Origin of the sequence: Nitrincola nitratireducens, from assembly GCF_000585235.1 — a bacterium.
GTDB lineage: Bacteria > Pseudomonadota > Gammaproteobacteria > Pseudomonadales > Balneatricaceae > Nitrincola > Nitrincola alkalisediminis.
In genome coordinates this window covers 95,451-120,242 of sequence record NZ_AONB01000012.1, presented here as the reverse complement: position 1 = coordinate 120,242, position 24,792 = coordinate 95,451, and the positions used below count along the sequence as shown (strand labels likewise).

Annotated in this window: 19 protein-coding genes; all 19 read right to left on the bottom strand. The window is 44.7% G+C overall.

The annotated features are described in order from the left end of the window. Positions 1 to 334, bottom strand: a 334-nt coding sequence (locus tag D791_RS11390; RefSeq protein ID WP_036511695.1) for a DUF3037 domain-containing protein, incomplete at its 3' end; no start/stop codon positions are given. 263 nt (positions 335 to 597) lie between these two features. Then, a complete protein-coding gene (locus D791_RS11385) occupies positions 598 to 2,514 on the bottom strand; it encodes a hypothetical protein (protein ID WP_036511693.1) in 1,917 nt (638 codons plus the stop codon). Between the two features lie 31 nt (positions 2,515 to 2,545). Continuing rightward, complete coding sequence (locus D791_RS11380) at positions 2,546 to 3,478, bottom strand: hypothetical protein (protein ID WP_036511691.1); 933 nt, start codon at positions 3,476 to 3,478, stop codon at positions 2,546 to 2,548. After that, positions 3,475 to 8,523, bottom strand: a complete 5,049-nt coding sequence (locus D791_RS19015) for a glycosyltransferase (RefSeq protein ID WP_051514455.1) — start codon at positions 8,521 to 8,523, stop codon at positions 3,475 to 3,477. The genes D791_RS11380 and D791_RS19015 overlap by 4 nt, the downstream gene beginning before the upstream one ends. Before the next feature lie 36 nt (positions 8,524 to 8,559). Beyond that, positions 8,560 to 9,207 carry an HAD family hydrolase gene (locus tag D791_RS11370; RefSeq protein WP_036511689.1) on the bottom strand — a complete coding sequence of 216 codons (648 nt, stop codon included), beginning with the start codon at positions 9,205 to 9,207 and terminating at the stop codon, positions 8,560 to 8,562. Between the two features lie 10 nt (positions 9,208 to 9,217). Beyond that, positions 9,218 to 9,928, bottom strand: coding sequence for an acylneuraminate cytidylyltransferase family protein (locus D791_RS11365; RefSeq protein ID WP_036511687.1), 711 nt, complete (start codon positions 9,926 to 9,928; stop codon positions 9,218 to 9,220). A gap of 37 nt (positions 9,929 to 9,965) precedes the next feature. Next, a complete protein-coding gene (locus D791_RS11360; protein WP_036511685.1) occupies positions 9,966 to 11,564 on the bottom strand; it encodes an aldolase catalytic domain-containing protein in 1,599 nt (532 codons plus the stop codon). A gap of 24 nt (positions 11,565 to 11,588) precedes the next feature. Further along, entirely contained in the window at positions 11,589 to 12,131 is a 543-nt protein-coding gene (gene rfbC / locus D791_RS11355) for a dTDP-4-dehydrorhamnose 3,5-epimerase (protein ID WP_036511683.1), read from the bottom strand. 14 nt (positions 12,132 to 12,145) lie between these two features. Next, positions 12,146 to 12,835, bottom strand: a complete 690-nt coding sequence (locus D791_RS19710) for a hypothetical protein (RefSeq protein ID WP_081763843.1) — start codon at positions 12,833 to 12,835, stop codon at positions 12,146 to 12,148. A 7-nt stretch (positions 12,836 to 12,842) separates the two neighbouring features. Further along, positions 12,843 to 13,433 carry a hypothetical protein gene (locus D791_RS11345; RefSeq protein WP_036511681.1) on the bottom strand — a complete coding sequence of 197 codons (591 nt, stop codon included), beginning with the start codon at positions 13,431 to 13,433 and terminating at the stop codon, positions 12,843 to 12,845. A 71-nt stretch (positions 13,434 to 13,504) separates the two neighbouring features. Next, on the bottom strand, positions 13,505 to 15,277 hold the full coding sequence (locus D791_RS11340) for a glycosyltransferase family 2 protein (RefSeq protein ID WP_051514454.1): 1,773 nt from the start codon (positions 15,275 to 15,277) through the stop codon (positions 13,505 to 13,507). Continuing rightward, entirely contained in the window at positions 15,261 to 16,370 is a 1,110-nt protein-coding gene (locus tag D791_RS11335; RefSeq protein WP_036511679.1) for a coiled-coil domain-containing protein, read from the bottom strand. The genes D791_RS11340 and D791_RS11335 overlap by 17 nt, the downstream gene beginning before the upstream one ends. Positions 16,371 to 16,404: 34 nt before the next feature. Further along, positions 16,405 to 18,519: a hypothetical protein gene (locus D791_RS11330; RefSeq protein ID WP_036511677.1), complete on the bottom strand. Its 2,115-nt coding sequence runs from the start codon at positions 18,517 to 18,519 to the stop codon at positions 16,405 to 16,407. A gap of 42 nt (positions 18,520 to 18,561) precedes the next feature. Then, positions 18,562 to 19,452: a glucose-1-phosphate thymidylyltransferase RfbA gene (gene rfbA / locus D791_RS11325; RefSeq protein ID WP_036511675.1), complete on the bottom strand. Its 891-nt coding sequence runs from the start codon at positions 19,450 to 19,452 to the stop codon at positions 18,562 to 18,564. After that, complete coding sequence (rfbD, locus tag D791_RS11320) at positions 19,449 to 20,327, bottom strand: dTDP-4-dehydrorhamnose reductase (protein WP_036511673.1); 879 nt, start codon at positions 20,325 to 20,327, stop codon at positions 19,449 to 19,451. Before rfbD ends, rfbA begins: the two co-directional genes overlap by 4 nt. 2 nt (positions 20,328 to 20,329) lie before the next feature. Then, complete coding sequence (rfbB, locus tag D791_RS11315; RefSeq protein ID WP_036511671.1) at positions 20,330 to 21,397, bottom strand: dTDP-glucose 4,6-dehydratase; 1,068 nt, start codon at positions 21,395 to 21,397, stop codon at positions 20,330 to 20,332. A 119-nt stretch (positions 21,398 to 21,516) separates the two neighbouring features. Next, a complete protein-coding gene (locus D791_RS11310) occupies positions 21,517 to 22,683 on the bottom strand; it encodes a nucleotide sugar dehydrogenase (RefSeq protein ID WP_036511743.1) in 1,167 nt (388 codons plus the stop codon). Positions 22,684 to 22,792: 109 nt separating this feature from the next. After that, entirely contained in the window at positions 22,793 to 23,725 is a 933-nt protein-coding gene (locus tag D791_RS11305; protein WP_036511669.1) for a hypothetical protein, read from the bottom strand. Beyond that, positions 23,722 to 24,789, bottom strand: coding sequence for an SGNH/GDSL hydrolase family protein (locus D791_RS11300; RefSeq protein WP_036511667.1), 1,068 nt, complete (start codon positions 24,787 to 24,789; stop codon positions 23,722 to 23,724). The genes D791_RS11305 and D791_RS11300 overlap by 4 nt, the downstream gene beginning before the upstream one ends. Between the last annotated feature and the right edge of the window lie 3 nt (positions 24,790 to 24,792).

Genomic DNA, 24,792 nt, shown 5'->3' with positions numbered 1-24,792 from the left:
TAGTTAAAAGCACCGCTGTTTCACTAAATGTTAAAAAACCTTCTCTCTGCCTGGTCACTTCGTCCATAAAAGCAGCTAACTCTTTACCTCTCATGTTTTTAGCAAAGTCTTGAACTCTTTGAAGCTCATGCCAAAACATTTCGATTGCATTAGCATACAACTGCCCATCTAAGTCATCAAAAAATTGTGTGACTCGACTAAATCGTTTATTGGCCAGTTTAAACAATACACTTCCTATATGAGGTGCATGAATCACTATACCTACGTTAGCAAACTCCTGAGTCTCAGCGAAAGGCATGAAACGTATCACAGAATAACGGACTAAGTTTTTCATTTTATACCCTCCCAGAACTCAGCTACTCTAAAACACCACAAGCCTCAGCAAGGCACTTCACCTATTTCTTTCAGAGAGTGCATGCCGCATGGATGCGGCATTCAAGCCTATAGGGACATATTCACGGCGTCTCTCTGGAAGGAATGGGTGGAGTGCCTAGCCACCACAACCAAGGAATAAACAGCTAAACGCGTGTCACAAATGGAGCAAACCTAGCCTACCCCCCACAACCAAGAAATAAACCCACACAAAACAAACTACAATCAACACCGAACAATCTGCAAACGATCAATCCTAAACACCGCCTCACAATCCGTCGGGTCGAACCGAACCCCCATCACATTACCACCCACCGTAAACTGAGCAGACCCTACCCCCTCCTTTAACTCAACAACCAACGCCTGCTGCTCAGAATACCCCTGCCCATAATCAATATACACCTTCGAAAACACCCGTCCCTTCTTCTTAGGCGCCAAAGACTTAAAATCCAACGCAACATTAAAATCATACGTATCCGGCTTAATCAAAGGCAACAACGTCGAACACACCATAAAAATTGGATCATCACCCGTCGAACGCCAATACGCCGCCTCTTGATCCGACACCAAATCCTTTTTAGGCTCCAACTTCGTCAACAAATCAAACGCCGTTTTGGTAGAAGAAGCCAAATCCTGCTTAGACAGATACGCCTGAATCGAAGAAAACTGCTTCTTGAATACACCATCTGCAAACTCAACAAAATCCGGCACAGCGATTGAATAACTCACCTGATCCATACGCTTATCAAGATCCTCAACCGCATCCTTCACCTTCTCTATCGGATAGGCAACCGCATGCTTATTCACACTCTGAGCCGCCGAATCTTTAAAAAATGCCTGACTCATATGCGTAATGCCCGGACGCTCGCAAAAACGAGACACCAACATCGACCCCGTCATCTGATTTGCAATAAAAAAGGCAACTCGCTTCGCCACTTGCAACTTAGTAAACGGCGTCTCACCAATCACAGAATACACCGGAATAGTCTTAGACAGCTTAGACTTAATCTGCTTAATTAACTTACGATCCGAAGCCGACTCCTCTATATCCAACGCACGTGGCGAATGCGGATTTGTCCAACCATCCACCACCAACGCCACATCGGAATACTCTGTCGCTAAATGATTCACAAATGCAGCACAGGCATCCACCTGCTCAATCCAAGAGCGCTTCTGCGACGTCACCCCAAACCAAATCAACAGCGTATCATCAATGCCCTTAAACTTAACGGCATCAAATGGCTGATGCAGCGCCGCCTTGACCACATGCTTATCAAACGCATTCACCAACTTTAAATGCAAACGCTGCTTAAATAACAACCCGACATGAAAATAAAAGCTGCCCTCAGCCGCCATGCGCTTTGAAAACTCAGCAGGCTTTAAGGTGGCAGACCGCTCAGGCGTAATTTCAGAAAAAACAGCCGGCAACTGAACATAATCATACCCTTCCAACTGCACAAAAAAGGGTATTTTCTTTAAGAGCTTTTTACGATGCAAATGAAACATCGCAGGCAAACAATCATAAAACGTATGCGATGGACGACCATGCGCAGTCAAAACTCCACCAAACCTCTTGGGCTTATCGACATCACTCGCCTTCAACTGAGCAAAAAACGCTTTTACCAGCTCAGTAAAAAATAATACCTTACTGCCATGCCCCGTCAGCAAAAATAACTTAAACTCAGGAAAATACACAGCGTCATACGAACTGACATACTGAAATACAAAAAAATGGCCACCCGAATAATCAAACTTGAGTAGATTGACCACCGATGAATGAAAGCTCGTATCACAAATAGCCGGGGCATCTAAATGCGATAACGTACATCGAATTTGATTATGCTCAACAGCAGACGCAACTGAATTAGAAACAAACTCTTCACTTTTAAAATTCAACACAAACTCTTCAAGACTCTCTTGCGTCGTTTTTGATGCAGAATCACTTTCTAAAAATGCATTTAAACTCTCATACTCAATTAGTTCAGCAGACTCACACCACTGCTCCGCAAGCAATGGATAATCTTTCTTTTCTAATTTTTCAAAACCAAACTCAGAAGCAGCAACAGCCGGCTGAATACCTAAAAATGTCTTAAATGCCGAAAAGGCCTGGCTGACTGACGCTTGACTTAACTTACTGGACATATATAAACCTTAATAAAAAGACAAGGTCGAACTAACGCTTGACAGAATACCAATTAAAACTAACCCTCTCTGCTGAAAACAAAACCTCTTTACCCGCAGAGTCGACCCGTCGAACACAGACACTGTTCTGCACCCAATCCCCTAAAGTGAGATGTAAAGCAACAAACATCACTCCTTTTTGTATCATCTGATGAGCACTTAACGAGCCTAATGGCTGTGAAACAGCACTCGATTTATTTAACTGAAACCCAACTCCTTCCATCTCTGATGCAAACGCTCGCTTCAACACCTCACTCTTGGCAAGCGGTTTCAATTCCTGAAATGAACCAAGGCCCGCTAGAGCACACCAACCTATCCCTTCATTCATCAAGACCGGTATAAACTCAGCAAAACTCTTCAGGCTATCCGACGCCGAAAACACAAAACGAGCCTTAGGTAACACCTGACACAAACGCTCCACTGTTTCAGGAGCCAAGGCCAATGGCGCAAAAACAAATACACGTGCTTCATTGGCCCACTGAGACAATCCCGATACATCAGAGTTCACCACATCCGCTGTATTCAATACTAAACAATAGGCCGCATAGGATGGTTGTTTAGGTAATACCTGAGACTTTGACGGCTTAATCGACGCTTCAAATTCCGGCGTTTTGAGTGCCCTCAGCTGAGGAGTGACGGGTGATGAAACCGGCGCATCCGGCGTATCCAAACCATACTTAAAATAACAGTACACCGGATACAGCTTTGAACTCGGTGTCGAATGCGCATCACAAAATGCCTCATTAAAAAAGACACCCGGCGAACGCCCCTCCTTAACACCAAACTTAATGTAATGAACCAAAGGATGCATACCCGACGCAGACACATCCGGGTATTCTTGCAAATACCATTGCGGATCAAACAGTCCCGAGGCTTCTATCCTTTTGCGTGCTTTATGCAGCTTGTATTTTTTAAACCACTTCATTGCTGAACACTTTTACGACCAACCCATTTCGAGTTGATGGCCCCTACTGTTTGATGAATATGCTGTCTCAGTGCTCGCATGGAAGCACTTGAAAACGCCGCTGCCACTAACGTTGGATAGTCAGGATGTTTCTTCTCCAATGCCAGCGCCCCTGCCTCCAACAACTGCGCCTTTTCTCCCTTAAAAGAGGCACTGCGCACATGGAACACATACGACCAAGGAGACAATAAATTGCTATACCCTAACTTGAATCCATTCATACAAAAATCGTTCTCCTCACCATAGCCTCTAGGGAATGCCTCTTCATCAAAGAGGCCAATCTCATCCAACAAAGACCGTTTAATCAGCATGCAAAACCCATTGCCCGTCGGTAGGGCCAAAGGCTTAATTGAGGCATTATTCAAGGTGATCGTACTGGCAAACTCATCGTAACTACAGCCCTGTGGCGGCAGGTTTTCAACGCCCTGGACCGGAAACGAGAACGCACCGGAATGATTTCCCATGGCCGTTACCGTGCCCACCTTCTCCTCACTGGCCGCCGCCATCCTCATACCAGTAAACCAACCCGGCGTGACATAGGCATCACTGTTCAGCAACAACACATCGTCCCGACCGGCTAGCTGAATCGCTTTATTGATGGTGCACGTGTACCCCATGTTTTGCTCATTGTGAACAATCTGAACCTTTGGCAGTCCTTCAAACTGCTCCAACATAGGGCGCACCGCCGCATCGGGGCTACCATCATTGATAATTAAGAGTCGAGTTGTATCAAGATCCGTATGCCTCAGCACACTGCGAATACACGACTCTGTCTCTTTAACCGCATTATACACAGGAATGATAATGGTGGTTGGCTCAACAAACGTCTTCAAACTGAAAGAGCTATGGGCTGCTGTACGCTCCAGTAACGCGCCATTCACCCCTCCACTATGGCGGGCAAGGCGCACATCAATACGCTGGCAATAACCACTTAAGTACGCAGCATTAAAACGTTGCATTAGCGTCTTGGGTGAATACTGCTCGACAATAAAACGACGCCCGGCCTCTCCCATGGCCGCTAAGCGCTCGGGCTGTTGGCACATCAACAGGATCTTAGCCTCAAAAGCATCCAGATCCTTAAAGGGCACAACATAACCGGACACCCCCTCCTGCACCAACTCAGCCAAAGCGCCCTTGTCATACACAATCACCGGCCGTCTGGCTGCCAACGCCTCCGCAACCGAACGCCCAAAGGACTCCGCAAACAGCGACAGATTCACCACCACATTCACCTCTTGCAAGGCGTCTAGAGGGGTTGCTTTGTAACCGGTAAAAAAAATGTTATTGGGTAGCTCACCCCGTTTAACGGCCGCTTCTAATGCCTGAATATCCTTTGTCCACTCTGGTCCCGACTTCGGCCCAACAAATGCAAAACGTGCATTGGGGGCAGACTTCGCACAACGCTTAGCCAGCTCCGCAAACTCGTAAATGCCTTTTTTCGGGAGATTACTGCTGATCAAACCAAACACAATACACTCAGGTTTGATCGAATTGGCAATATCCAGCGTGTCCACCTGAACAATATTCGGTGCAATAAAGGTATTGCGCCCACGCGTAAAATCCTGCGCCGTGGTCTTGGAGTTTGCAATAAAGTAATCCGTGCGCTCATACATCTTATCGATGATGGCATCGGTTGATAGGCCAATGTGCTTCGCAATCGCCGTGTCTTGGCTGATTAACTCGCGAATATGCATAAAGGTTGTCACCGACAACTCTCTCGCTGCCAGCATCGGCTCACGCAGCATAATAGTATTGCAATGCACAAACTCGATGCCATGATGCTGGATAATCGATTTAAACTTATTAATCGAACGGCGATCCGGGACTAACGACTCTTTCCAATGCGGGTAATGCAAACAATACACGGCACTGGCACGCGCCTGAATCGCAGCCAGATAGTCAAAATTCTGAACACCCGGCACCGACACCACTACATTCAGCTGCATTGCGTTCAGCGCATCCAGCATATCTAAAAAGCTACGCTCGCCACCGAACAAATGCACGCCCGCTGCATGCGCACACACCAGCACGCTGGGCGCATCAGGGTTCACTTCGCGCTGCCCGCTAAAGGCGGTATCCAGCTTCGCCCCTTTTTGCCTTGCCTCATCTTGCGTTGCAAAGTCGACAAAGGGCTCTGCAAACACTGGCTGAACGGGTTGATGCCCCAGCACAGGACGATAAATAGAAAGACCCTGCTGGGTTTTCTCAGGCAGATCAAGTGTCCAGCCTTGTACTTGCCAACCATCCGCTGCATAAATGGCTAAATCATCGGCGCGAATACGGCTTTCCCAACGGCGTAAAAACACTTGACGGTTGCGCAGGACATACTTGCCACGTCCCTGACTCTTACCCTCATGGTGGTACACCAAGGATTCTGGTTGATAATAACAATGCTTACCCGTGCCATGAGTCAGGCGTAAACATAAATCCACGTCTTCTTGGCCATTAACAAAAATAGGATCAAAGCCTTTTAGCTTGGCAAAATCCTGCGACCTTAATGCAATACAGGCCGCTGTAATCGCCTGAAGCTCACGCGGTGTGTTAGCTTCTTTACCCTCTGGCTCAAAGCCTGCGTATAAGGGATACCCCAAACTGCTCCAGGCATTAAAGACAACACCCGCACATTGAATCGTGTTATCTGGGAACAACAACTTAGGCTGAACCGCCGCCACCGACGCATCGCTTAAGGGCGCAACCAACTGATCAACCCAACCGTCGGTTAGGGTTGTATCATTATTTAAGAAAATGACCTGCTCGCCTTTCGCGGCATTGAAGCCAAGGTTACATCCCAAGGCAAAATTCATATTCTCACCATTGCTGACGCAATGTATCCACTCGTACTCTTGGGCATAACGTTGCAAGATCTCGGCGGTGACCGCATCACTGCCATTGTCCACCAAAATCACTTCACATCGGCGCTTGTTTTTACACTGAATTAACGACTTTATACAGTCTTCAGTAAGTTCAGGCTGGCTGTATACTGGAATCACAATTGAAACCAGATCCTGATCGTACTTTTTACTCACCAAATCCGGCCAGGAAATCAGCTGCTGATTCAGTACGGCATAGCGTAAATGTGCCGCATTGGCCTCCAGTGCCGCAGGCTCCTTGTATAAGGCGCGCTTTTCACGTGCACCGGATTTCAAATAGTGCACATAGGGCTCTACATAGGCTTTGACGACGTCTTGATTCAGCGCCCGATATTGAGAAGGTGAAAAAGCCTGATCCGGTGAAAGGCCCTTGTAGGTGCCACTTAACAGATAATGCACAATCAAATCGGTGCGCGACGCTTTGAGCTCAGGGCATTGCACGTAATAGTGTTGAGCATTAAACAACTCATAAGACCGAACCAATGCGTAATCGGCTTGCAAACGCTCATACTGACGCATCAAGGCACCAATATCGGCCTGCCCGACCGCCTGACCCGGTGCAACACACACCAAATCGACCTCATCCAGCGCCGTCGACGTCGGCTGCAACAAACCAATTTTAGACTCGGTTAAAACAGGTACTAAACCAAAAAAACGCTCAATCGCGTGCTCAAGCTTGCCATCCACTTTATAGTCGTCAGTCAACTCGGGATTGGTAAAGTTCGCAACTTGGCTTAACGCAAGCAAGGACTCCGGCCTTGCCCAAAACATGGTTCCGGCAAAAAAGCCCCAATCCCCTTCGGGATAGGCACACCCATACACCTGCTCCGTCAAACGCTGTATGTTGGTCAAATTCTCATACATGATCCGGGGGGCAGACTGAAACAAGGTTGCTGGGCCTGCACACACCAAATCAGGATCGTGTTTAAATGCGGTCACGACTTGATCAAACTGAGCGGTTTTTCCAATTAAAGACTTCAGCATCACATCGCGCCAAATGGTCGCAAGATGACTGTCACCCTTCTTGGTTTGTAATTTTAAAACGGCAACATAGCCCTCATTCACCATTAAGGGAATCACATTCAAGAAGGGCACTATGTCCATGCCTTTGTTGGGCGACACAAACACACGGGCACTGGGGTAACGCTTGGCAATATCCGCAACAACCTTTGCCCCTACGTTGGAGGTCGTTGTAATAAACAAATCAAAGGATGAGGTTATTTGATCTAAATACTCGGCAATCTCCTGCCAGATATCTTCATAATAATAATGCACCAGCACCGCAACTTTTTGCGCCGATGCAACCGAACGATCCAACGGGCCGGACTGTAAAAGGTCAGCGCGCAAAGCCTGCAAGACATCTGATTCAGGTGACCTAACGGCTTGCAACAGGGCCAAGTGTGCATTGAATACGCGGCTTTGAATCTCACGTGTATAAGACGAAGGCTCATGTAAGGCAAGCTGACGGTAGTGTAAGAAACGGCGTTGCGTGCTTTCATTCACACTCGGTGCAGCAGCTAAAGGCAGATACTCCGCCGCAGAATGAACATGTTGATGAAAATTAAAACTCACCCAATGATCCACACAGGATGCAAGCACTACCTTACTCTCACCTGCCAATAACGCTTGACTGATCGCTGGATTTGACAAGACTGGCTGCAACCGCACGTCGGCCACAATACATGTGCCCCAGATTACTTGATAAAGCCCCGCCATCACACAGGCATCACGCGAGGCATCCAGCATCACAACAAGCGCACATGGATGACTCAACACCTGTGACACCAAGCGTTCTAGATCGGCGACTGTAAGCTTAGGAAAGAGAGTGTCTAGATCGCCACTGGCATCAACCCAAATGTCCGTACTGGCAAGGCTGTCTAGATGGCGCTGCAGCTCCTCTGCCATCGGCTCAGACGCTGAGCCTTTAGCCACCCACACCGCTTGACCTAACCCAGCCTGATCGGGAGCACGTTTCAGTTGCTTTATCGCATAACGGAGGCTAAAAATCGCCTCTTCTTGCATCACAGGGGTCTCACGCAACGACTCCATGTAGTGTCGAATAGCCAGCACAAAGTCTTTTTGTGCTAAGTAATCATTACCGCGCGCAAAAGCCGATGCGCCTGTATTCGTATCCATTAAAAACACACCCTAGTGACTGTCGTGTATAAAGGTTTAAAAAATTTTCTGCGTCAGCTCAGTTAAACTTTCAACGGTTTTTAACTGATGCTCCGCACAATACGAAGGCCATTCATGAAACTCACTCCATTGCGTAATAAAGACAAAATCCAAACCCGCCGCGGACGAGGCCACATGGTCATAACGACTGTCGCCCAGAAACAACGCAGGCTGCTGAATATTCCCCGACAACAGCTCGCGCTTAAGAATGTCGTCCTTGGTATCGGGGCTGCCAAAGATGCCACCGTTAAAGAGCTCAGCCAAGCCACGCTCTGCAAAGACCTCTCGCAACTCGGCTTGATCCCCGCCCGATACAATCAACCAACGACTGTCTGGACTCAGGGCACGCAGTTCATGCAGCCCCTCCACCACTTGGCAACTTAACAAACCCGCAATCACTTCATTTGCATAGGTCGCCAACAGATCGTCTAAATTAGGTTTAGTCGATGTCGGCGGCAGCATTTCATCAATGAACTTAGCAAATTTGACATAGCGTGAAATGCCGCCATTGGCGACATGGTAATCAACCAACGCCTTAGCCGCCTCTTCCCCAAAAGGGATGGCGGTTTTGTAAAAGGCATCGGTTTTGACTTTATTTGAGTCGAGCACCACACCATCACAATCGAACACATAGGATTGATACATTTAAATAGCCTTATTGTGTTTGCATCATCAAACTAACAAGCATATTCTGGGCCAACTTAAAATCCGCCTCCCAATCAATATCAATGCACTTTTCACCCTCTGTGATGAACAAGCACGGATTGCGCCCAATTCGATCTTGAAACGCTTTGTAGTTCTCGACACTGTTAATGTAAAACGCGTGATTGATCTCATAGAGCGGCGCTAGATCTTGGGTGTTAGGCCAAGGATTGACACTGCGATCACAGTTGATGATTTTCTTCTGGTTATCATCCCAAATAAACTGCTGAAGTTTATTCACCGACATAATAGAGTCGTAATCACCGTCAATCACCTGCGCTTGGTACTCATCTAAAGCAGTTAGATAATCCTGGGCTGTAAAAAAGGGTGCCGTTACGTGCAACCAGAAAACATGCTGCCCCGAAACAACGCTGGGAACATAGTTAATCAAATCTTGAACCTTGGTCGTTGACGTGCACAAATGATCAGGGCGATGGTCAATTTTAATGCGCGAATCGCTCGTATAAGGCGCAACCTGCTCCAACACCAACGGATCATTCGTGGATACTACCAACTCACCTACATGGTCGAGAATTTTCACCAACTCATCTAGCTTAAACTGCAGGAGACTGCGGCCATCCGGCGTGAAAGGACGTGTATTTTTATGGATAACACGCGTACTGCCACTGCGCAGTGGCAGGTAAATACTAATCGCTTGATTCACGAAATATCTCTCGACTCTAAACAGTTAATCGATGCCCTTAAAGGGCATACACTGAAATACTCGGCAATGGATAGCGCGTCGGCGTAATCGCCACCATATCTACAGCCGAAGGCTCCGCTAAATAGGCATTTAACAAACGATCCATCTCTTTGCTACGCGGGTCATCTGCACTGTAACCATCAAACCCAGCCATCAGAATACGCTTCGCTTCACCACTGGTTAACACCGCCAGTGCGTAGACCACAACAATTGATGACGGAATGACGCAGTAATTGGCATTGAACTCGAACTTAGCCTCTTGCACCCCCATGCCAAAATCCAATAAAGATTTATGGCTTAAGGCTGTCTTCACGTCATCAGGTAACATAGAAGCGGGCGCAATCAAGGGCTGAGGTAAGGATTGGTGCGCCTCACAGTCAGCCAATAACCGAGTTGGATGACACGCTACACGCACATCAATTAAGTCTTGATGAAGACTGGATTGCGTATTTAACGCCAACACAATAGGTTTCTCGCGCTGAATATAGGCTTCCAAGGCCGCTTTATGTGCTGCAACACCCGGCCCACTCCCCAGCAACAGCACTTCGCGGTCTTTAAACAACTCGCTAGGATGCCACTGTCCGCGGGGTTCACCTTGATAAAAGTGACGAGCCGCATCTAAGGTATTCAGACTGAACTTTTTGCCGCCTTCAACACGAAGGTGATCTATTACAGATAAAATATCCACTTCGCAGTAACGGCTATCTTGCAACATCTCTTGGATGTAGGTCGGGTGGATTCCGTATTTGCCAGCTAGGTAATAATAAGGATTGGTTCCCCACCCACACTCTGCTTGCATGGGCTTAAACACGCGCGCGATCAGACTCATCAAAGGTGTTAAATTGATTTTCTTGCCTGAGCGCTCTGCCAACTCAATACACAACTGCTCTGTCAGTGCATTGCCAGGCCCACGCCCCATTCCAGTGATGGTGCTATCAACCCAAGTCACGCCATCATCAATTGCTTGCAAGGTATTGGACAACGCCAAGCCAAGGTTATCATGTGTGTGAATACCCAGCGCACCCTTCCAGTGTGTTTTAAGCCAGCCAATAATACGGCCCACCTCAGCAGGCTTCATGCTGCCCATGCTGTCCGCAAAATACAACACATCCAATGGATAGGCCGATGCGATCTTTGCCAACTCGATTACTTCGGCTTCTGTACGATCCGCAATTTGCATTAAGTTAAAGCCGACTAAGAAGCCTTGCTCTTTTAACCAATTTACCGCTGGTAAAGCGGCAGCAAATTCATGTATATGGCAGGCAACCCTAACCAGTTTGACAGGTGACGTTGCTGCACCTTCAGGAAATAAACGGCGCAAGGTCGACGGAAGATCCTCAACACCAACTATCTCCGCTGCATTAATCATCACTGCCAATGTAAGGCCGCTGGGCACTTTTAAAGAACGTAAATACGCATCCGTTGTATAGGCATTGGGGCCCTTGAACCCTTTGTTCAGTAAGGATCGTAAACCCAGTTCAACGGCATTGACACCCACTGCCAACATGGACTCAAGGTAGTCTTCTATCACCTCTTGTGAAAAATTCCATGCATTGTAATAGCCACCATCTCTCGGTGTGCAATCTAAATGAATCATATCCTATCGCTCCTACTGAGCTCACTAATCAAATAAAGGGCACTCACTGAATACTAGCCCTTGCGCATCTTTTGCAGACAAACTTGGCTCACCGTCCAATGGCCAATCAATCGCCAAGCTTTCATCATTCCACGCCAAGGAATACTCATCACCCGGCGCGTAATAATCCGTACACTTATACTGAAACTCGGCTTCATCGCTCGTCACATAAAAACCATGAGCAAACCCCGGCGGCACCCAGAGCATTTGCTTATTCTCTTCGCTTAACAGCACCCCTACCCATTGCCCAAAGGTCGGCGATGACTTGCGTAAATCAACCGCCACATCATACACCTCACCCCGTGTTACCCGAACTAACTTGCCCTGTGGGTTCTGGTGCTGATAATGCAAACCACGCAAGATGCCCTTTTTAGACTTGCTGTGGTTATCTTGCACAAACTCGTATTGACCGCAGTGCTTAACAAACTCGGTATGACGAAAGGTTTCCATAAAGAACCCCCTTTCGTCACCAAACACGGCCGGCGTCATTAACACAACATCCTTTACCTTAAGCGGTTCGTAATGCATCTTCAAAGACTCCGTTAGGCTGTGGCGTTTGAGGTGGGTAGCAGCTTTTGATTGGCCGCGGGGCGACGCCCTTCATTAATTCCATACAGAATAAAGTGCAGTAAAGGGTTCAGCCCGGCTTTCGCCACATCGGGATTTTGCTGGATATAATAGAGCGTATCAAAATGTGCACTGGGATTACGCCCTTCCAATGCACCAAACTTTAAATAATGAATAACAGGATCTAGACGAGACGACGCTACATCGGAATAGGTCTCTAAATACCACTTACCATCAAAGTAGTCAGATGCACGCAACTGCTTGATTTGATCCTTAAGCTCGCGCTTGTATTTCCAGCTTTTACGGTAAACCTCGCGCAGTGTTTTCAGCGCCAGCGTGCGGTACCAGCTCACTTGAACCTGCTCTTGCTTCAACTGAGACTCAAGCTGCTGAATACGATGTGTCAATTCAGCTTGCGTTTTCCTCATACCAGCCAACAAGGGCGATGTATCTAAAAATAAACGCTGCTGTTCTTCCACTCGCTTAGGCGTATTGGCTAGATCCGCTTGCGTCGTGGCAGGGGCTGATGCGGATGATGGATTCGTAGGGCCTTGGCTCTGCAAAACCTCGATTTTTGCATGTGCTTGGATTAAACGCTGCATCAACTCTTCAGCCTCTGCCTTAACCCTGAAATACTCCTCGCGCGGTACGTCCGTATTTTGCATAAAAACCTCAACTCTCACATGCATCTAAATTTGACAAAAACATTTCTGAGGAAACCACTGGGCCGAAATATACCCAACTCGCACGGGCCTCATCAGACGTCACAAACGTGACATCCAATGCATGACACCACGACAATAAGGCTTGATGATCAGCCACATCACCAGATACGACAAAATCCATCGGTGCCTTCTCCGTTATCAAATAGAGTGTATCACAAACACTCGACATCTCAGACACATCAAGGGGCAGCACCGTCTCGAACAAGACAAGATGATCGACCCGCCCAGCGTTTGCCTCCACTAGTCTGAATACCGCCGCCAAAGACACTTGTTGTCTCGCATCCGTCTTAACTAAGGCTGGAAGAAACACCAAAAGATCAACGCTGGGTAATACCGATTCAAGCCAAGGTACATCCTGCCCGTCAGGCACACAGAGCACCAACTGACAGCCCCGACGTTTAAGATCGGTTATCCAACCTGTTAGCCTCTCTTGATTGGGGCTTAACGAGCTGCAAACTATCACGAGCGTCGTCTGGTCTAAGACTAAATCCCGAGTCTTGCTGTACAAGGGTAAGGTCATCCGCTGGCTTTCATCCATGAACGTTTCCCTTTGCCAAGGGAAGTGACGTTCAGAGATATTGCGTTGAATGAACTGATAACCGCTCAGACTCAATAAAGGCCCGGATCATACCCCTTATTGATCCCCTGCTTCCAAAAATGGCTGAAGGGGTCTTGGGGACGTACCCTCACCTCGGGATAACGATACACATACCAAACCGGATCAAACCAGCCGGATTGTTGCAATGCATCGTCAGCTCGATAGGTTTCAACCGCTTGGCGTGTTTGATCCAACACCATGTCTTTGGGTGCCAAGAATGGACGCTTAACCGGGTTTTGTGGCATATACAAATCGCGGGGTGCGGATGCACGCTGATGCCAACGCGCGGCAGCATCTTGGTAGAGCTTTCTGAGACCATTGAACTGAGTAATGAGATGCGTCGTCTCATTTTGAGTTAAGGATGCATGCTCTGTGCGACCCAATGCAAGCGGCACACCCGGCAACACCTCAACCAAGGCTTTAGGGCCAAAGGCTTTAAGCATGCGGTTCAAGTATTCCGTATCGGCATTGACTGTTACCTGATCCCAAAAACCCAGTGCTTCAAACACCGATCGATCGAGCAACAAAGATGAAGTGTTGCGATAAATCCACCCCTGATCCGTTCGCCAATGCGAAAAAATCACATCATCGTTGCACCTGACCCAATGCGAAAAACTGCCCTTTGCCGACGCATTGTCAAGCAAGGCCATAACCTGCAGCTCAATTTTTTGAGGATGCGACCAGTCATCTGCATCGTGCACCGTTATGTAATCGCCTGTGCTCAATGCCAAGCCTTTGTTTCTTGACGTATAGGCACCTAGATTCGTTGCATTTGCCTCCACCTTTATACGTAAGGTGGAGGAGGCATATTGCGCTTGCAGCCGCTGACAAATGGCCAAACTGTCATCCGTACTGGCATCGTCAATCAAAATGATCTCAAGATTCGGCCAAGTTTGCGCCACCAAACTCCGCACAGCGACGTCAAGATAGGCTGACGAATTAAACACGGGCACAATCACAGAGACCCATGGCAGCCCCATGCTTGAACGCTTGGGTACGCTTGTCGAAAGTACGGACAAGTTTAGCTCGGGTGCATCTGATGAAATCAATGCTAACCCACTTTCTAGATAACACTGATTAATGAGCGTTAAGCGTTGTGCGGTTCGTTCATTTGGACTTAAAGACTCATCCAATACCAGAAGGTTGGACTGAGCCAAATTCACATTAAACGCTTCAACCTGAACAAATGGCGACTTACTTAACCACGCCTTTAGAGTCTTGGCCTGCCAGTGCTTGGGCTCGGCAAAGCAGAGCTGGGCATAAAAAAGAATATATAAATGGCTATTTGCACCCGTGTTCAGCTGTAAGGCTTGCTTCAACACAGCCGACACTTCAGTCCAATTTTGCTGATACGCCCACCAGCGACACAACACCACTGCGTATGCAGACCTCACGTCATCCGCAATGGAGGCGTCTTCAATCAACGCTTGTAAAATCGGTGCATACAGGCTATCCAGCCCACGCCAGAGATAAAAATCACAGGCCACGGGGGATACTCGACTGGTTGCTCGTTTTTCCTTAATTCCGTTTTTTAAATAATGAAAAAGAGGGTTCACACCCGCTGCTTTAACGTCTGGATGAAGATCTAAGTACACTTTGGGGTCAAACGCAGCACTTGGGCGACGGTTTAAATACAAACCGTAGCCTAAAAAATGCTCCAAGGGCTCAAGTCCGGACTTGAGCACATCGGGGTAGCGTTTTACGTAGTCTTGCGCATCAAATAATTGTTCTGACACCAGCACATCAAGCAGCTCTTTCGGCAACTGATTAGGGCTTAGTGGCATATCGATTCTCGAACTGTCCTATCCCTAAATAATGAAGTAATGGATTCATGCCAGACTCAAATACATCTGGGTACTGGGCCAGATAGAACTCAGAATCAAATTTTGGGCTCGGATTACGGCCTTCCAAACCACCGTGCAATAAAAAGTGACGCGCAGGATCTTTAGCCGCTTTTGGGTTCTTAGCCAGGTCTTGATAGGTCGCCAAGTACCACTTGGCATCAAAGAAATCGCTGCTGGCAATCACTTCACGGTGGGCCTCGATTAACTCTAACTCACCGGGCGTTTTATGCATTTTTGCCATCAAGGCGCGATGATTCACCAACAAGGACTCCAGCTTTGAATAGTCCTCTGCCGGGTTTTGGTAAGTGATCTTCTGAATGGTTAACTGGCGCTCCAGTTTTTGTGCCCGCTTTTGCTCAGCAAGCAAATTAGCCGATTGCTTGGTCACGGAGGATTCAAGCTCAGCAATCCGCTTTTTATAGGCTTTAATTTCAGTTTCTTTATTTTTATTGGCCGTCGATGCTGACTTTTTGCTTTGCTCTAACGCTGCTTGAGCTTGACTCAACTTGGACTCTACCGCTAGTTTTTGCTTCTTAAACTGCTCAGCATCCTGCACTAGCGCTTTTTCTTGCTTGGCTTTTGTCTGTAATTGTGCTGTAAGTGTCTTGTTCGACTGTGTTAGCGTTTTAATTTCTTGGGCCTGAGCATCCGCTTTTTTATTGAGCGCCGCCTGCTCCTTTTTCAAATTAGCGAGTTGCGTTTCTTGCTGCTGAATCAACGCAGTTAAGCTGGCCACTTCATCAAAGCGCTCTTGCAACTGCTGAGCGGTTTCGTGTTGTCTTGTGTTTGCCGCTTGGAGCTGATCCAGCTGCTGCTCTAGCTGTTCTTGAATTTGTTGAATATACGACTGGCTATCGCTTAAAGATAATTCTAGGCATGTCAGACGCTCATTGGCTGCTTTTAGTTGTTGGTCTTTAGATGCAATAATTTTGTTTAACGCATTAACCTGCACTAGGTGCTGATTCACTTCAGCTACTTTCCCAATTTTTGAGATACTCTTCGCTGAGACATTATTCGCGGTATTTTTAGACATAACTTGACTCATATAATCTGTTTAATTACACCAATTAGTTTTGGTTCAGCCGCTCAACACATAACAACAAAGGGTGTCGATCACTTGATAAAACTTCAGGATATGATCGAATAAAAGCCATTGTATTTAAATCGGCGTTTGGATTTCGTCCCTCAAAAAAACCATGGTGTAAAAAATGAGAGAAAGGATCTTTCGCACTCGTTGGATTCTGTGCAACATCGAGGTAAGTACTTAAATACCATTTAGAATCAAATAAAGTGTTTGCAATTTGCATCTGATTTTTTCTGGACAACTGAGTGTAAGGATACTTCCGTAACAAAGCTAAAAGCGAAGGCAAGCAAGCAACAAAACGATCTTCTTGTTTTTCTGCACCACTATACTTGACAAAATAACCTTTAAGCTCCTCTTGCACTGAATGCAACTGTTCTAATAAGTACGTATTCTCGTTCTTTAAACTTATGGAATCTTTATCTAGGTCTGTACTATTATTAGACACAACACTTTTAACAAACCCAGAGTCTACTGAAGTTCTAAGATCCTTGGTTAATTTTTTTTCGTTTTGCAAAGAAAGTTCTAAGTCTTCAACTATCTTTTGTTTCTCTTTTAAGGCAGTTTCAACGGTTCTTAACTTTTCAAGATGTTTCTGGCTATCTGACTCAAACGCAGCCAGTTTGCACCTTTGCTCTTCAAGTTTAGTATTAAGAATACGCTGTTCTTCTTGCATTTTTTTAAGTGAATGATTTTCACTATGAAGTAAAGTTTTCTCAGTTAGCCATGCGCTTTTTTCATTTTGCATAGCCAGCAATGACTCCGACAATCGAGCAGACTCTAGGTCACTTACAGACCATGCTTCAGTCACTTCCGTTAATTTTTCTTCAACAGAGCTTAACGCTTTAGTCAATCTATTTTTTTGATCAGAAAGGCGCTTACTGTATTGATGCGCTGCATCCAGTTCACTTTGTAAAAGCTTATTCTTATCAGAAATTGATTTAACTTCATTTTTCGCTGCACTTAACTGTTTCAATACAGTTTTATTTTGCTCTTGTAAGTCTGATGAACTAAGCTCAAGTGCCTTTAATTTTTTATTTAACTCTTCAACGCGCTTCTGCTTTGTCTTTAGATCTGTCTCTGACGTATTCAAAGAAGCTGAAAGCGTTTTGTTCTTATCTAAGCTTTCATTAAGTGCTACTATTTTCGACTCGAGTGTTTCTTGAACAATGTGTAACTGATTAAGAAGTGCTGCGTTTTCACTATTTCCATTGGAAAGCTCACCCTCCAAGGTCCCAACTCTATTATTCAATTGAGAAACCAAATGATTATTCATTTCGACGAGCGAGTGAGAAGCTAACAAGTCAGATTTAGCATTTTCTAAAGCTTTATCTAAATCAGACTTCTGTTTTTTTAGTTTCTCATGCTCAGCAGTAAGCTTCTTATGCTGCTGCTCTAAAGCTAGAAAGTCTTTACTTTTAGTATTAACATTCAACTCTGCTTGCTTGAGTTTATCACTCAATGACACATTCTTATCGGATAATGAACTTATCTTTTCCTGAGCCTGAACAAGCTCTCTTTTTAACTGGTCACGTCTAGACCTCAACTGCTTATGCTCAGCCAGTACCTCTAATGGATCATAAGGAGTTTGATCAACATCTTCGGTAAGCGGTATAGATAGGGCCTCTAATTGACTTTCCAATCGAGAAATAGCTGGATGGCGGCGCTTAATTTCAGCCGCTACCAGATCATAGACGTAAGATACTTTCGATGAGGTAGAGGTAGACTCGAAATCAAAGGCCTGATCTATAAGACCCTTTGCTTGACATTGGCCGATGAATGCTTTTGGATTTTCAGAAACTAACTTTTCTTGAAACAACAAAACGTGTTTTCGATACGACTTTGCAAGCTTTAGAATGCATACAGCTTGATCCGTCCAAGCCGTCAGTTCCGATTCAAGCTCTTTTGACTGATTCAAAGCAAATTGTAAACTTGCGCTTAGTGGGCGGTATAACAGAATTACTGTCGATTGGCACTTTGCCACTTTTTCGACAAACGAATCTGAAACGCTCTCTCCATCATTTTTGCAGCCTATCATTTTTAGCAATTCGGTGGTGACTTTGGACTGCCCAAACGACATGGAACCTACCAACTCCGGCATACACAACTCCAGCAGTGTCTTTTATTCTTTAAAATATACAAATCAAACAGCAGTTTTAAGCAAGTTTAACAAATACTGCCCGTACTGGGTTTTATTCAGTGATTGCCCTTGAACTTTTAACTGATCATCACTGATCCAGCCTTGATTCCATCCAATTTCTTGCAAGCACGCAATCTTCAAACCTTGACGATGTTCTATAGTTTGAACATAAGTACTGGCTTCTATCAGGCTATCGTGTGTACCCGTGTCTAACCAAGCAAAGCCACGACCTAAACGCTCAACCCGTAAATCACCACGCTCTAAGTAAGCATTATTTACGCTCGTAATTTCTACCTCACCCCGAGCAGATGGCTTAACAGCTTTAGCGATTTCAACGACGTCATTATCGTAAAAATAAAGGCCTGTAACAGCGTAATTAGATTTTGGATGTGCTGGTTTTTCTTCGATCGAAAGCGCATTGCCTTCATCATCAAAGGCAACCACACCAAAACGTTCTGGATCTTGAACCAAATAACCAAAAACAGTTGCACCTGTATCGCGAGAAACTGCACGCTTGAGCTGTTCAGAAAACCGCTGGCCATGGAAAATATTATCTCCCAAGACCAAACATACTGAGTCAACCCCAATAAACTCTTCACCGATAATAAAAGCCTGTGCCAGACCATCGGGACTAGGCTGAACGGCATACTCAAAATGCACTCCGAACTGCTCGCCCGATCCCAATAGCTTTTGATACTGTGGTAGATCATCCGGCGTTGATATAATCAATATCTCTCGAATACCGGATAGCATTAAGACAGATATTGGATAGTAAATCATTGGCTTATCATAAATAGGTAAGAGCTGCTTAGATATGCCTAGCGTAATCGGATGTAATCGAGTGCCCGACCCACCGGCAAGCACAATCCCTTTCGTTTTGTGCTGTTGAGTCATAACAAATACTCCTCGATTGTCAGTTGTAACTGTGACTGCCAAGAGGGTAATTCACAATTCAGAGCTGATTCTAACTGTGTAAGGTTTAAACGCGAATTTTGAGGGCGCTGGGCCGGAGTTGGGTAATCCGAGGATGGTATTGGCTCAACCGCATCAGGAGTGATTGCTAAATTAATGCCTGCAACTGCTGCAAACTTAAAAATCGCTTGTGCGAATCCATGCCAACTCACCTCTCCTCGTGGAGCCAAGTGATAAGTACCCGAAGTAACTGACTTCAGACAGGCTTGCAACGTCACTAAAGCAATTAAACGTGCAGGAGTAGGAGCACCAACTTGATCGTTGACAACTTTAAGTGATGTCCTCTCTTTACCTAAAGCAAGCATCGTTTTCATAAAGTTATGACCACGCGCCGAATACACCCAACTGGTTCTAAATATCAAATACATACAGCCAGATGACTCCACTGCCTGATCACCTTTTAGCTTGGTCCGCCCATACTCATTACAGGGTGCTGTTAAATCAGTTTCTATCCAAGCATGGCGCCCATTCCCTGGATAAACATAGTCAGAGGAGTAATGCACCAACTTAGCTGAATGTTTTGCAGACCAATTTGAAAGCTGAGCGGGCAATAGATGGTTAAGTCGATCTGCAAGAACTGGCTCTGATTCAGCCTTATCAACTGCCGTATAAGCTGCGGCGTTAAGAATTAAACTAGGTTGGAACTGATCCAAAAAGTTAGAAACTGCTAATTCAGACGTTAAATCCAATTCTATACGCGAAGGCGCTCTGACATCGCCAAGCAATGAAAACGCACGAACCAATTCAAATCCTACTTGCCCAGTTCCGCCTAAAACTAAAATACGATTGCTTGCCATGATTAATGTCCTGAAATACCTAAACGCTCCCCTTGATAACGCCCATCAAGCACTCTCTGCCACCATTCCGTGTTATTCAGATACCACTCAACTGTTTTTCGCAAACCTGTTTCAAAGGTTTCTTGCGGTGTCCACCCAAGTTCACGCGCTATTTTGCTGGCATCTATGGCATAACGCACGTCATGTCCTGGTCGATCTTGAACAAAAGTAATTTGCTTGGCATAGGGCTCGGACTTCGGGCACATCTCATCCAACAGTTCACACAACAACGTAACCACTTGAATATTTTGCTTTTCGTTATGGCCGCCGATGTTGTAGGTTTCGCCAATATCACCCGCTAACGCTACTCGAATCAACGCCCTTGCATGATCTTCAACATACAACCAGTCGCGAATTTGTTTACCATCCCCATACACGGGCAATGGTTTTCCAGCCAATGCATTTAGAATCATCAAAGGAATGAGTTTTTCAGGGAAATGATAGGGGCCATAGTTATTTGAACAGTTGGTCACTACAGTTGGCAAACCAAACGTACGTTGCCAAGCGCGTACCAAATGATCAGAGCTCGCCTTACTCGCAGAGTAAGGCGAACTTGGAGCATAAGGCGTAGATTCGACAAAAAGATCATCAGTTCCATGCAAATCACCAAAAACTTCATCCGTTGAGATATGATGAAATCTAAACGCTTCTGCCTTTTCAGGGTGAGAGCACTTTAAATCCATCCAATACGCCCGCGCCGATTCGAGCAGAGTGTAAGTCCCTACAATATTTGTCTGTATAAACACGGCAGGTCCATCAATGGAACGATCAACATGACTCTCAGCTGCAAGATGCATAACGATATCTGGCTGATACGTTCTGAACACCTCAGCCATTGTAGCTGCATCGACTATATCCGAATGTATAAAGGTGTAGCGTTCGTTATCTGACACCTCAGTTAGGGACTCTAGATTGCCTGCATATGTAAGTTTATCGACGTTAACAACCGTAAAATCAGTATTCTTTATTAACTCACGTACGACTGCCGAACCAATGAATCCAGCACCACCTGTTACTAAAAAGGTCTTCATCAACGCTATCCTATTATTCCTTTATTGTCGACTTATGCTGGAGGTATCCCTAGCGCTCCACACAAGTGCACAGTGTAGCATACTGAATGCACTAGGGACGATATGGCAAAGGAACGAAATTAATCGCTCCCGAACAAATCCCGAGTATAAACTTTTTCAACCACATCAGATAAGTTTTCTGACATTCGATTAGCAATAATCACATCAGACATTTTTTTAAAGGTTGACAAGTCACGGACAACTTTTGAATGGAAGAAGTCATCCTGCTTGAGCTCTGGTTCATAGATCACAACTTCGACCCCTTTTGCCTTGATACGCTTCATGATGCCTTGAATTGCAGATGCACGAAAGTTATCTGACCCAGACTTCATAACTAAGCGGTAGATACCAACAACATTGGGATTACGTTTTAAAACTGCACTTGCAATATAATCTTTACGGGTACGGTTAGCTTCTACAATTGCCTCTATCAAATTATTTGGTACATCTTTATAGTTAGCTAGAAGTTGCTTAGTATCCTTAGGTAGACAGTAACCACCGTAGCCAAAACTTGGATTGTTGTAGTGTCCACCTATTCTTGGATCTAAACCAACACCCTCTATAATTTGACGCGAGTCCAACCCGTGCTCAGCTGCATAAGTGTCAAGCTCATTAAAGTAGGATACACGCATTGCCAAATACGTATTTGAGAATAACTTAATTGCTTCTGCTTCAGTACTGTCTGTAAATAAAATCGGTGCATCTTTCTTAACTGCCCCCTCTTGAAGCAAGCCAGCAAAGATCTGTGCACGCTCAGATTGTTCACCTACAATAATACGTGATGGATAAAGATTGTCATACAAGGCTTTACCTTCACGTAAAAACTCAGGAGAGAATATTAAATTAGGGCAATTAAATTTTTCACGTGCATTCGATGTATAACCGACAGGAACAGTTGATTTAATAACCATTACTGCACTAGGGTTTATTGACATTACATCCTGTATGACAGACTCAACACTTTTAGTATTAAAATAATTTGTCTCTGGATCGTAATCAGTAGGGGTTGCAATCACAACAAAATCAGCATTTTTATATGCCAACTCTTTATCAAGGGTCGCAAAAAAATTTAAGGTTCGATTTGCAAGAAAGTCAGATATTTCCGCATCCTCGATGGGAGAAATCCTATTATTAAGCATTTCTACTTTCTCAGGCACTATATCTACTGCTACAACATTATGATGCTGTGAAAGCAACATAGCATTTGACAAACCTACATAACCAGTACCAGCAATGGCAATATTAATATTATTCATTTCTTAATCACTTTAAAATATAAAAATAGAAAATCAATTATTGAGAAACAATCTTAAAAAATCTCAACAACTGAGAAAATAATAATTCTAAAAACAAAATTTATAAAAACTCAGGACTCCGACCATTCTTAAACATATCAATCCATTCACCCTGTTTTTCAACAACCTTCAGGATCATATCTGCCCAGAAATCACGGGGAGCACTTTTATGCCCTTTACCCCAGTCACCAATGTGGACTAAAAGATTATTATTTAATTGATATGTGCCAACTGAATCAGGAATCTTTACTTTAAGAGATTTCATGAATGGCTTATAGTGCCTTTCTACATGATGCTCATCGGGAAGATTCTGAAGGTAAATAGTAGGATTCACAACACTACCACCGTAATGTTTCCTGATATTTAGAACATGACTACCAATCAATCGGGGGTTATTTTTAACCATAGAAACATTATCAACACCAAAACAGTTCTTTAAAAACCTATTAACGTGTGGTCTATGATAGTCAAGAATATTTGTTTGCGGATTTGATGTTATACAGAAAGAATTTGGATAAGCCCTCGCGTAAAAAAGACTTGCTGCCCCTCCAGCGGACCCGCCTACAAAGATTACGCTTGATGCATTAGTAACCGTGATAATTTTATCAATGATACGTGGGATTATATCATTTTGTAATGAATAATGCTTACTTCCCACATACCATGCCATATTCATATCATCAGACATATACAAGCAAGGATCATTAATTGAAAGCCTTGTAACTAATCCCTTTGGTGCAACACCTAAACCTGAAAAGATAGGAAGCTTTAAACCAACATCTCTTTTTTGGGCGCCATTGAAAAACACTAACAGCGGTTTTCCACTCTGAACATCAAGATTAATGTCTATTAGTGCCCCACGCTCATATATAGAATAGACACCCGTTGCAATACAACCAGCATCTTCGAAACTGTTTAATGAAGAAAACTCAGATGGAACACCCCATTTTTGAAATGATCTCTCATCCTTAATAGTCTTTATTACCCAATTCATTTATTAATCCTAGTACCAGAGCACGAAGTAATGTGTGACAAGAAAACTTTTCCACTTGTGGAATGGTCCGCAGGCTCCATACCATAAGTGCTTTGTATTATTGAATCATCCCAATCAGGACTATTTATATCAACCGCTGACAGTTTGACTTCATAGCATCGATTTATTTCAAGATCTTTTGATAAAAAACCATACAAGGGGATGTGCTTAAGAATAAAACTAAAGCGCCCCAAAGAGGATTTTTTTCTTTTAGTATTTATTATTTTCTTATAGCCATCAACCTCTATTAAAAGCGAGCAAGACTCATACTCAGAAATAAAGGAAACTCCTACCGGTATACCTCTCACACGTACAACTGTGCTATCATTCTTATTTAGAATTGAGGTTTTCTGCATAAACCTTGTATTTTCGAAGCATTTAATCTCCCCCGAAATGCTACTGATATCAAGACGTGGAAGTGGATCAATAGCTACATTGATTGAATCAGAAAAAAAGTTCACTGATTGTGCCAACAACATTTCAGATACTACTTGTTGTGATATATAGCTAGTAACAGATGGACTACTATAATGACTATCATCTAGATAAAAATCATCGAACGCGGCTACAATGCCAGCCTTACTTTTAAGCATGCTATCAACATCGACAGATAAACCGCCATACTTTGATGTTAAAAGCTTCATTTTATCATGCATAAGCGATTGGTTCTTCCAGAATCGTTCTTTGCGACGACCAAGCAAAATTGTTACAACTAGAGCCTTTGGGTACTTGTTGCGTACACATTCTAGCAACGCGGAAAATGAGTACTCCCATAATTTTCTATCATTAGAAAAAAGAGGAAGATCATTAATACCATACTCTATAAAGATAACATCGATATTCTTTTTCCCAAAGAGATGTGTATTCTCAAGACCAAATAGACAAGTAGTAGCGCCAACAGCGATGTTATATACATTCTTAACATCAACACCAGATGACATTAAAGATTTGGGTATCATTTCAGACAAGCCATCTCGTATAACTAGATTACTACCACCGATAAAAAGAATATTCACATCCAGCATCTC

Coding starts and splice junctions, on each gene's coding strand:
- D791_RS11385 (WP_036511693.1), bottom strand. CDS start 2,514: ATGTCCAGTAAGTTAAGTCAAGCGTCAGTCAGCCAGGCCTTTTCGGCA.
- D791_RS11380 (WP_036511691.1), bottom strand. CDS start 3,478: ATGAAGTGGTTTAAAAAATACAAGCTGCATAAAGCACGCAAAAGGATA.
- D791_RS19015 (WP_051514455.1), bottom strand. CDS start 8,523: ATGGATACGAATACAGGCGCATCGGCTTTTGCGCGCGGTAATGATTAC.
- D791_RS11370 (WP_036511689.1), bottom strand. CDS start 9,207: ATGTATCAATCCTATGTGTTCGATTGTGATGGTGTGGTGCTCGACTCA.
- D791_RS11360 (WP_036511685.1), bottom strand. CDS start 11,564: ATGATTCATTTAGATTGCACACCGAGAGATGGTGGCTATTACAATGCA.
- rfbC (WP_036511683.1), bottom strand. CDS start 12,131: ATGCATTACGAACCGCTTAAGGTAAAGGATGTTGTGTTAATGACGCCG.
- D791_RS19710 (WP_081763843.1), bottom strand. CDS start 12,835: ATGCAAAATACGGACGTACCGCGCGAGGAGTATTTCAGGGTTAAGGCA.
- D791_RS11345 (WP_036511681.1), bottom strand. CDS start 13,433: ATGGATGAAAGCCAGCGGATGACCTTACCCTTGTACAGCAAGACTCGG.
- D791_RS11340 (WP_051514454.1), bottom strand. CDS start 15,277: ATGCCACTAAGCCCTAATCAGTTGCCGAAAGAGCTGCTTGATGTGCTG.
- D791_RS11335 (WP_036511679.1), bottom strand. CDS start 16,370: ATGTCTAAAAATACCGCGAATAATGTCTCAGCGAAGAGTATCTCAAAA.
- D791_RS11330 (WP_036511677.1), bottom strand. CDS start 18,519: ATGCCGGAGTTGGTAGGTTCCATGTCGTTTGGGCAGTCCAAAGTCACC.
- rfbA (WP_036511675.1), bottom strand. CDS start 19,452: ATGACTCAACAGCACAAAACGAAAGGGATTGTGCTTGCCGGTGGGTCG.
- rfbD (WP_036511673.1), bottom strand. CDS start 20,327: ATGGCAAGCAATCGTATTTTAGTTTTAGGCGGAACTGGGCAAGTAGGA.
- rfbB (WP_036511671.1), bottom strand. CDS start 21,397: ATGAAGACCTTTTTAGTAACAGGTGGTGCTGGATTCATTGGTTCGGCA.
- D791_RS11305 (WP_036511669.1), bottom strand. CDS start 23,725: ATGAATTGGGTAATAAAGACTATTAAGGATGAGAGATCATTTCAAAAA.
- D791_RS11300 (WP_036511667.1), bottom strand. CDS start 24,789: ATGCTGGATGTGAATATTCTTTTTATCGGTGGTAGTAATCTAGTTATA.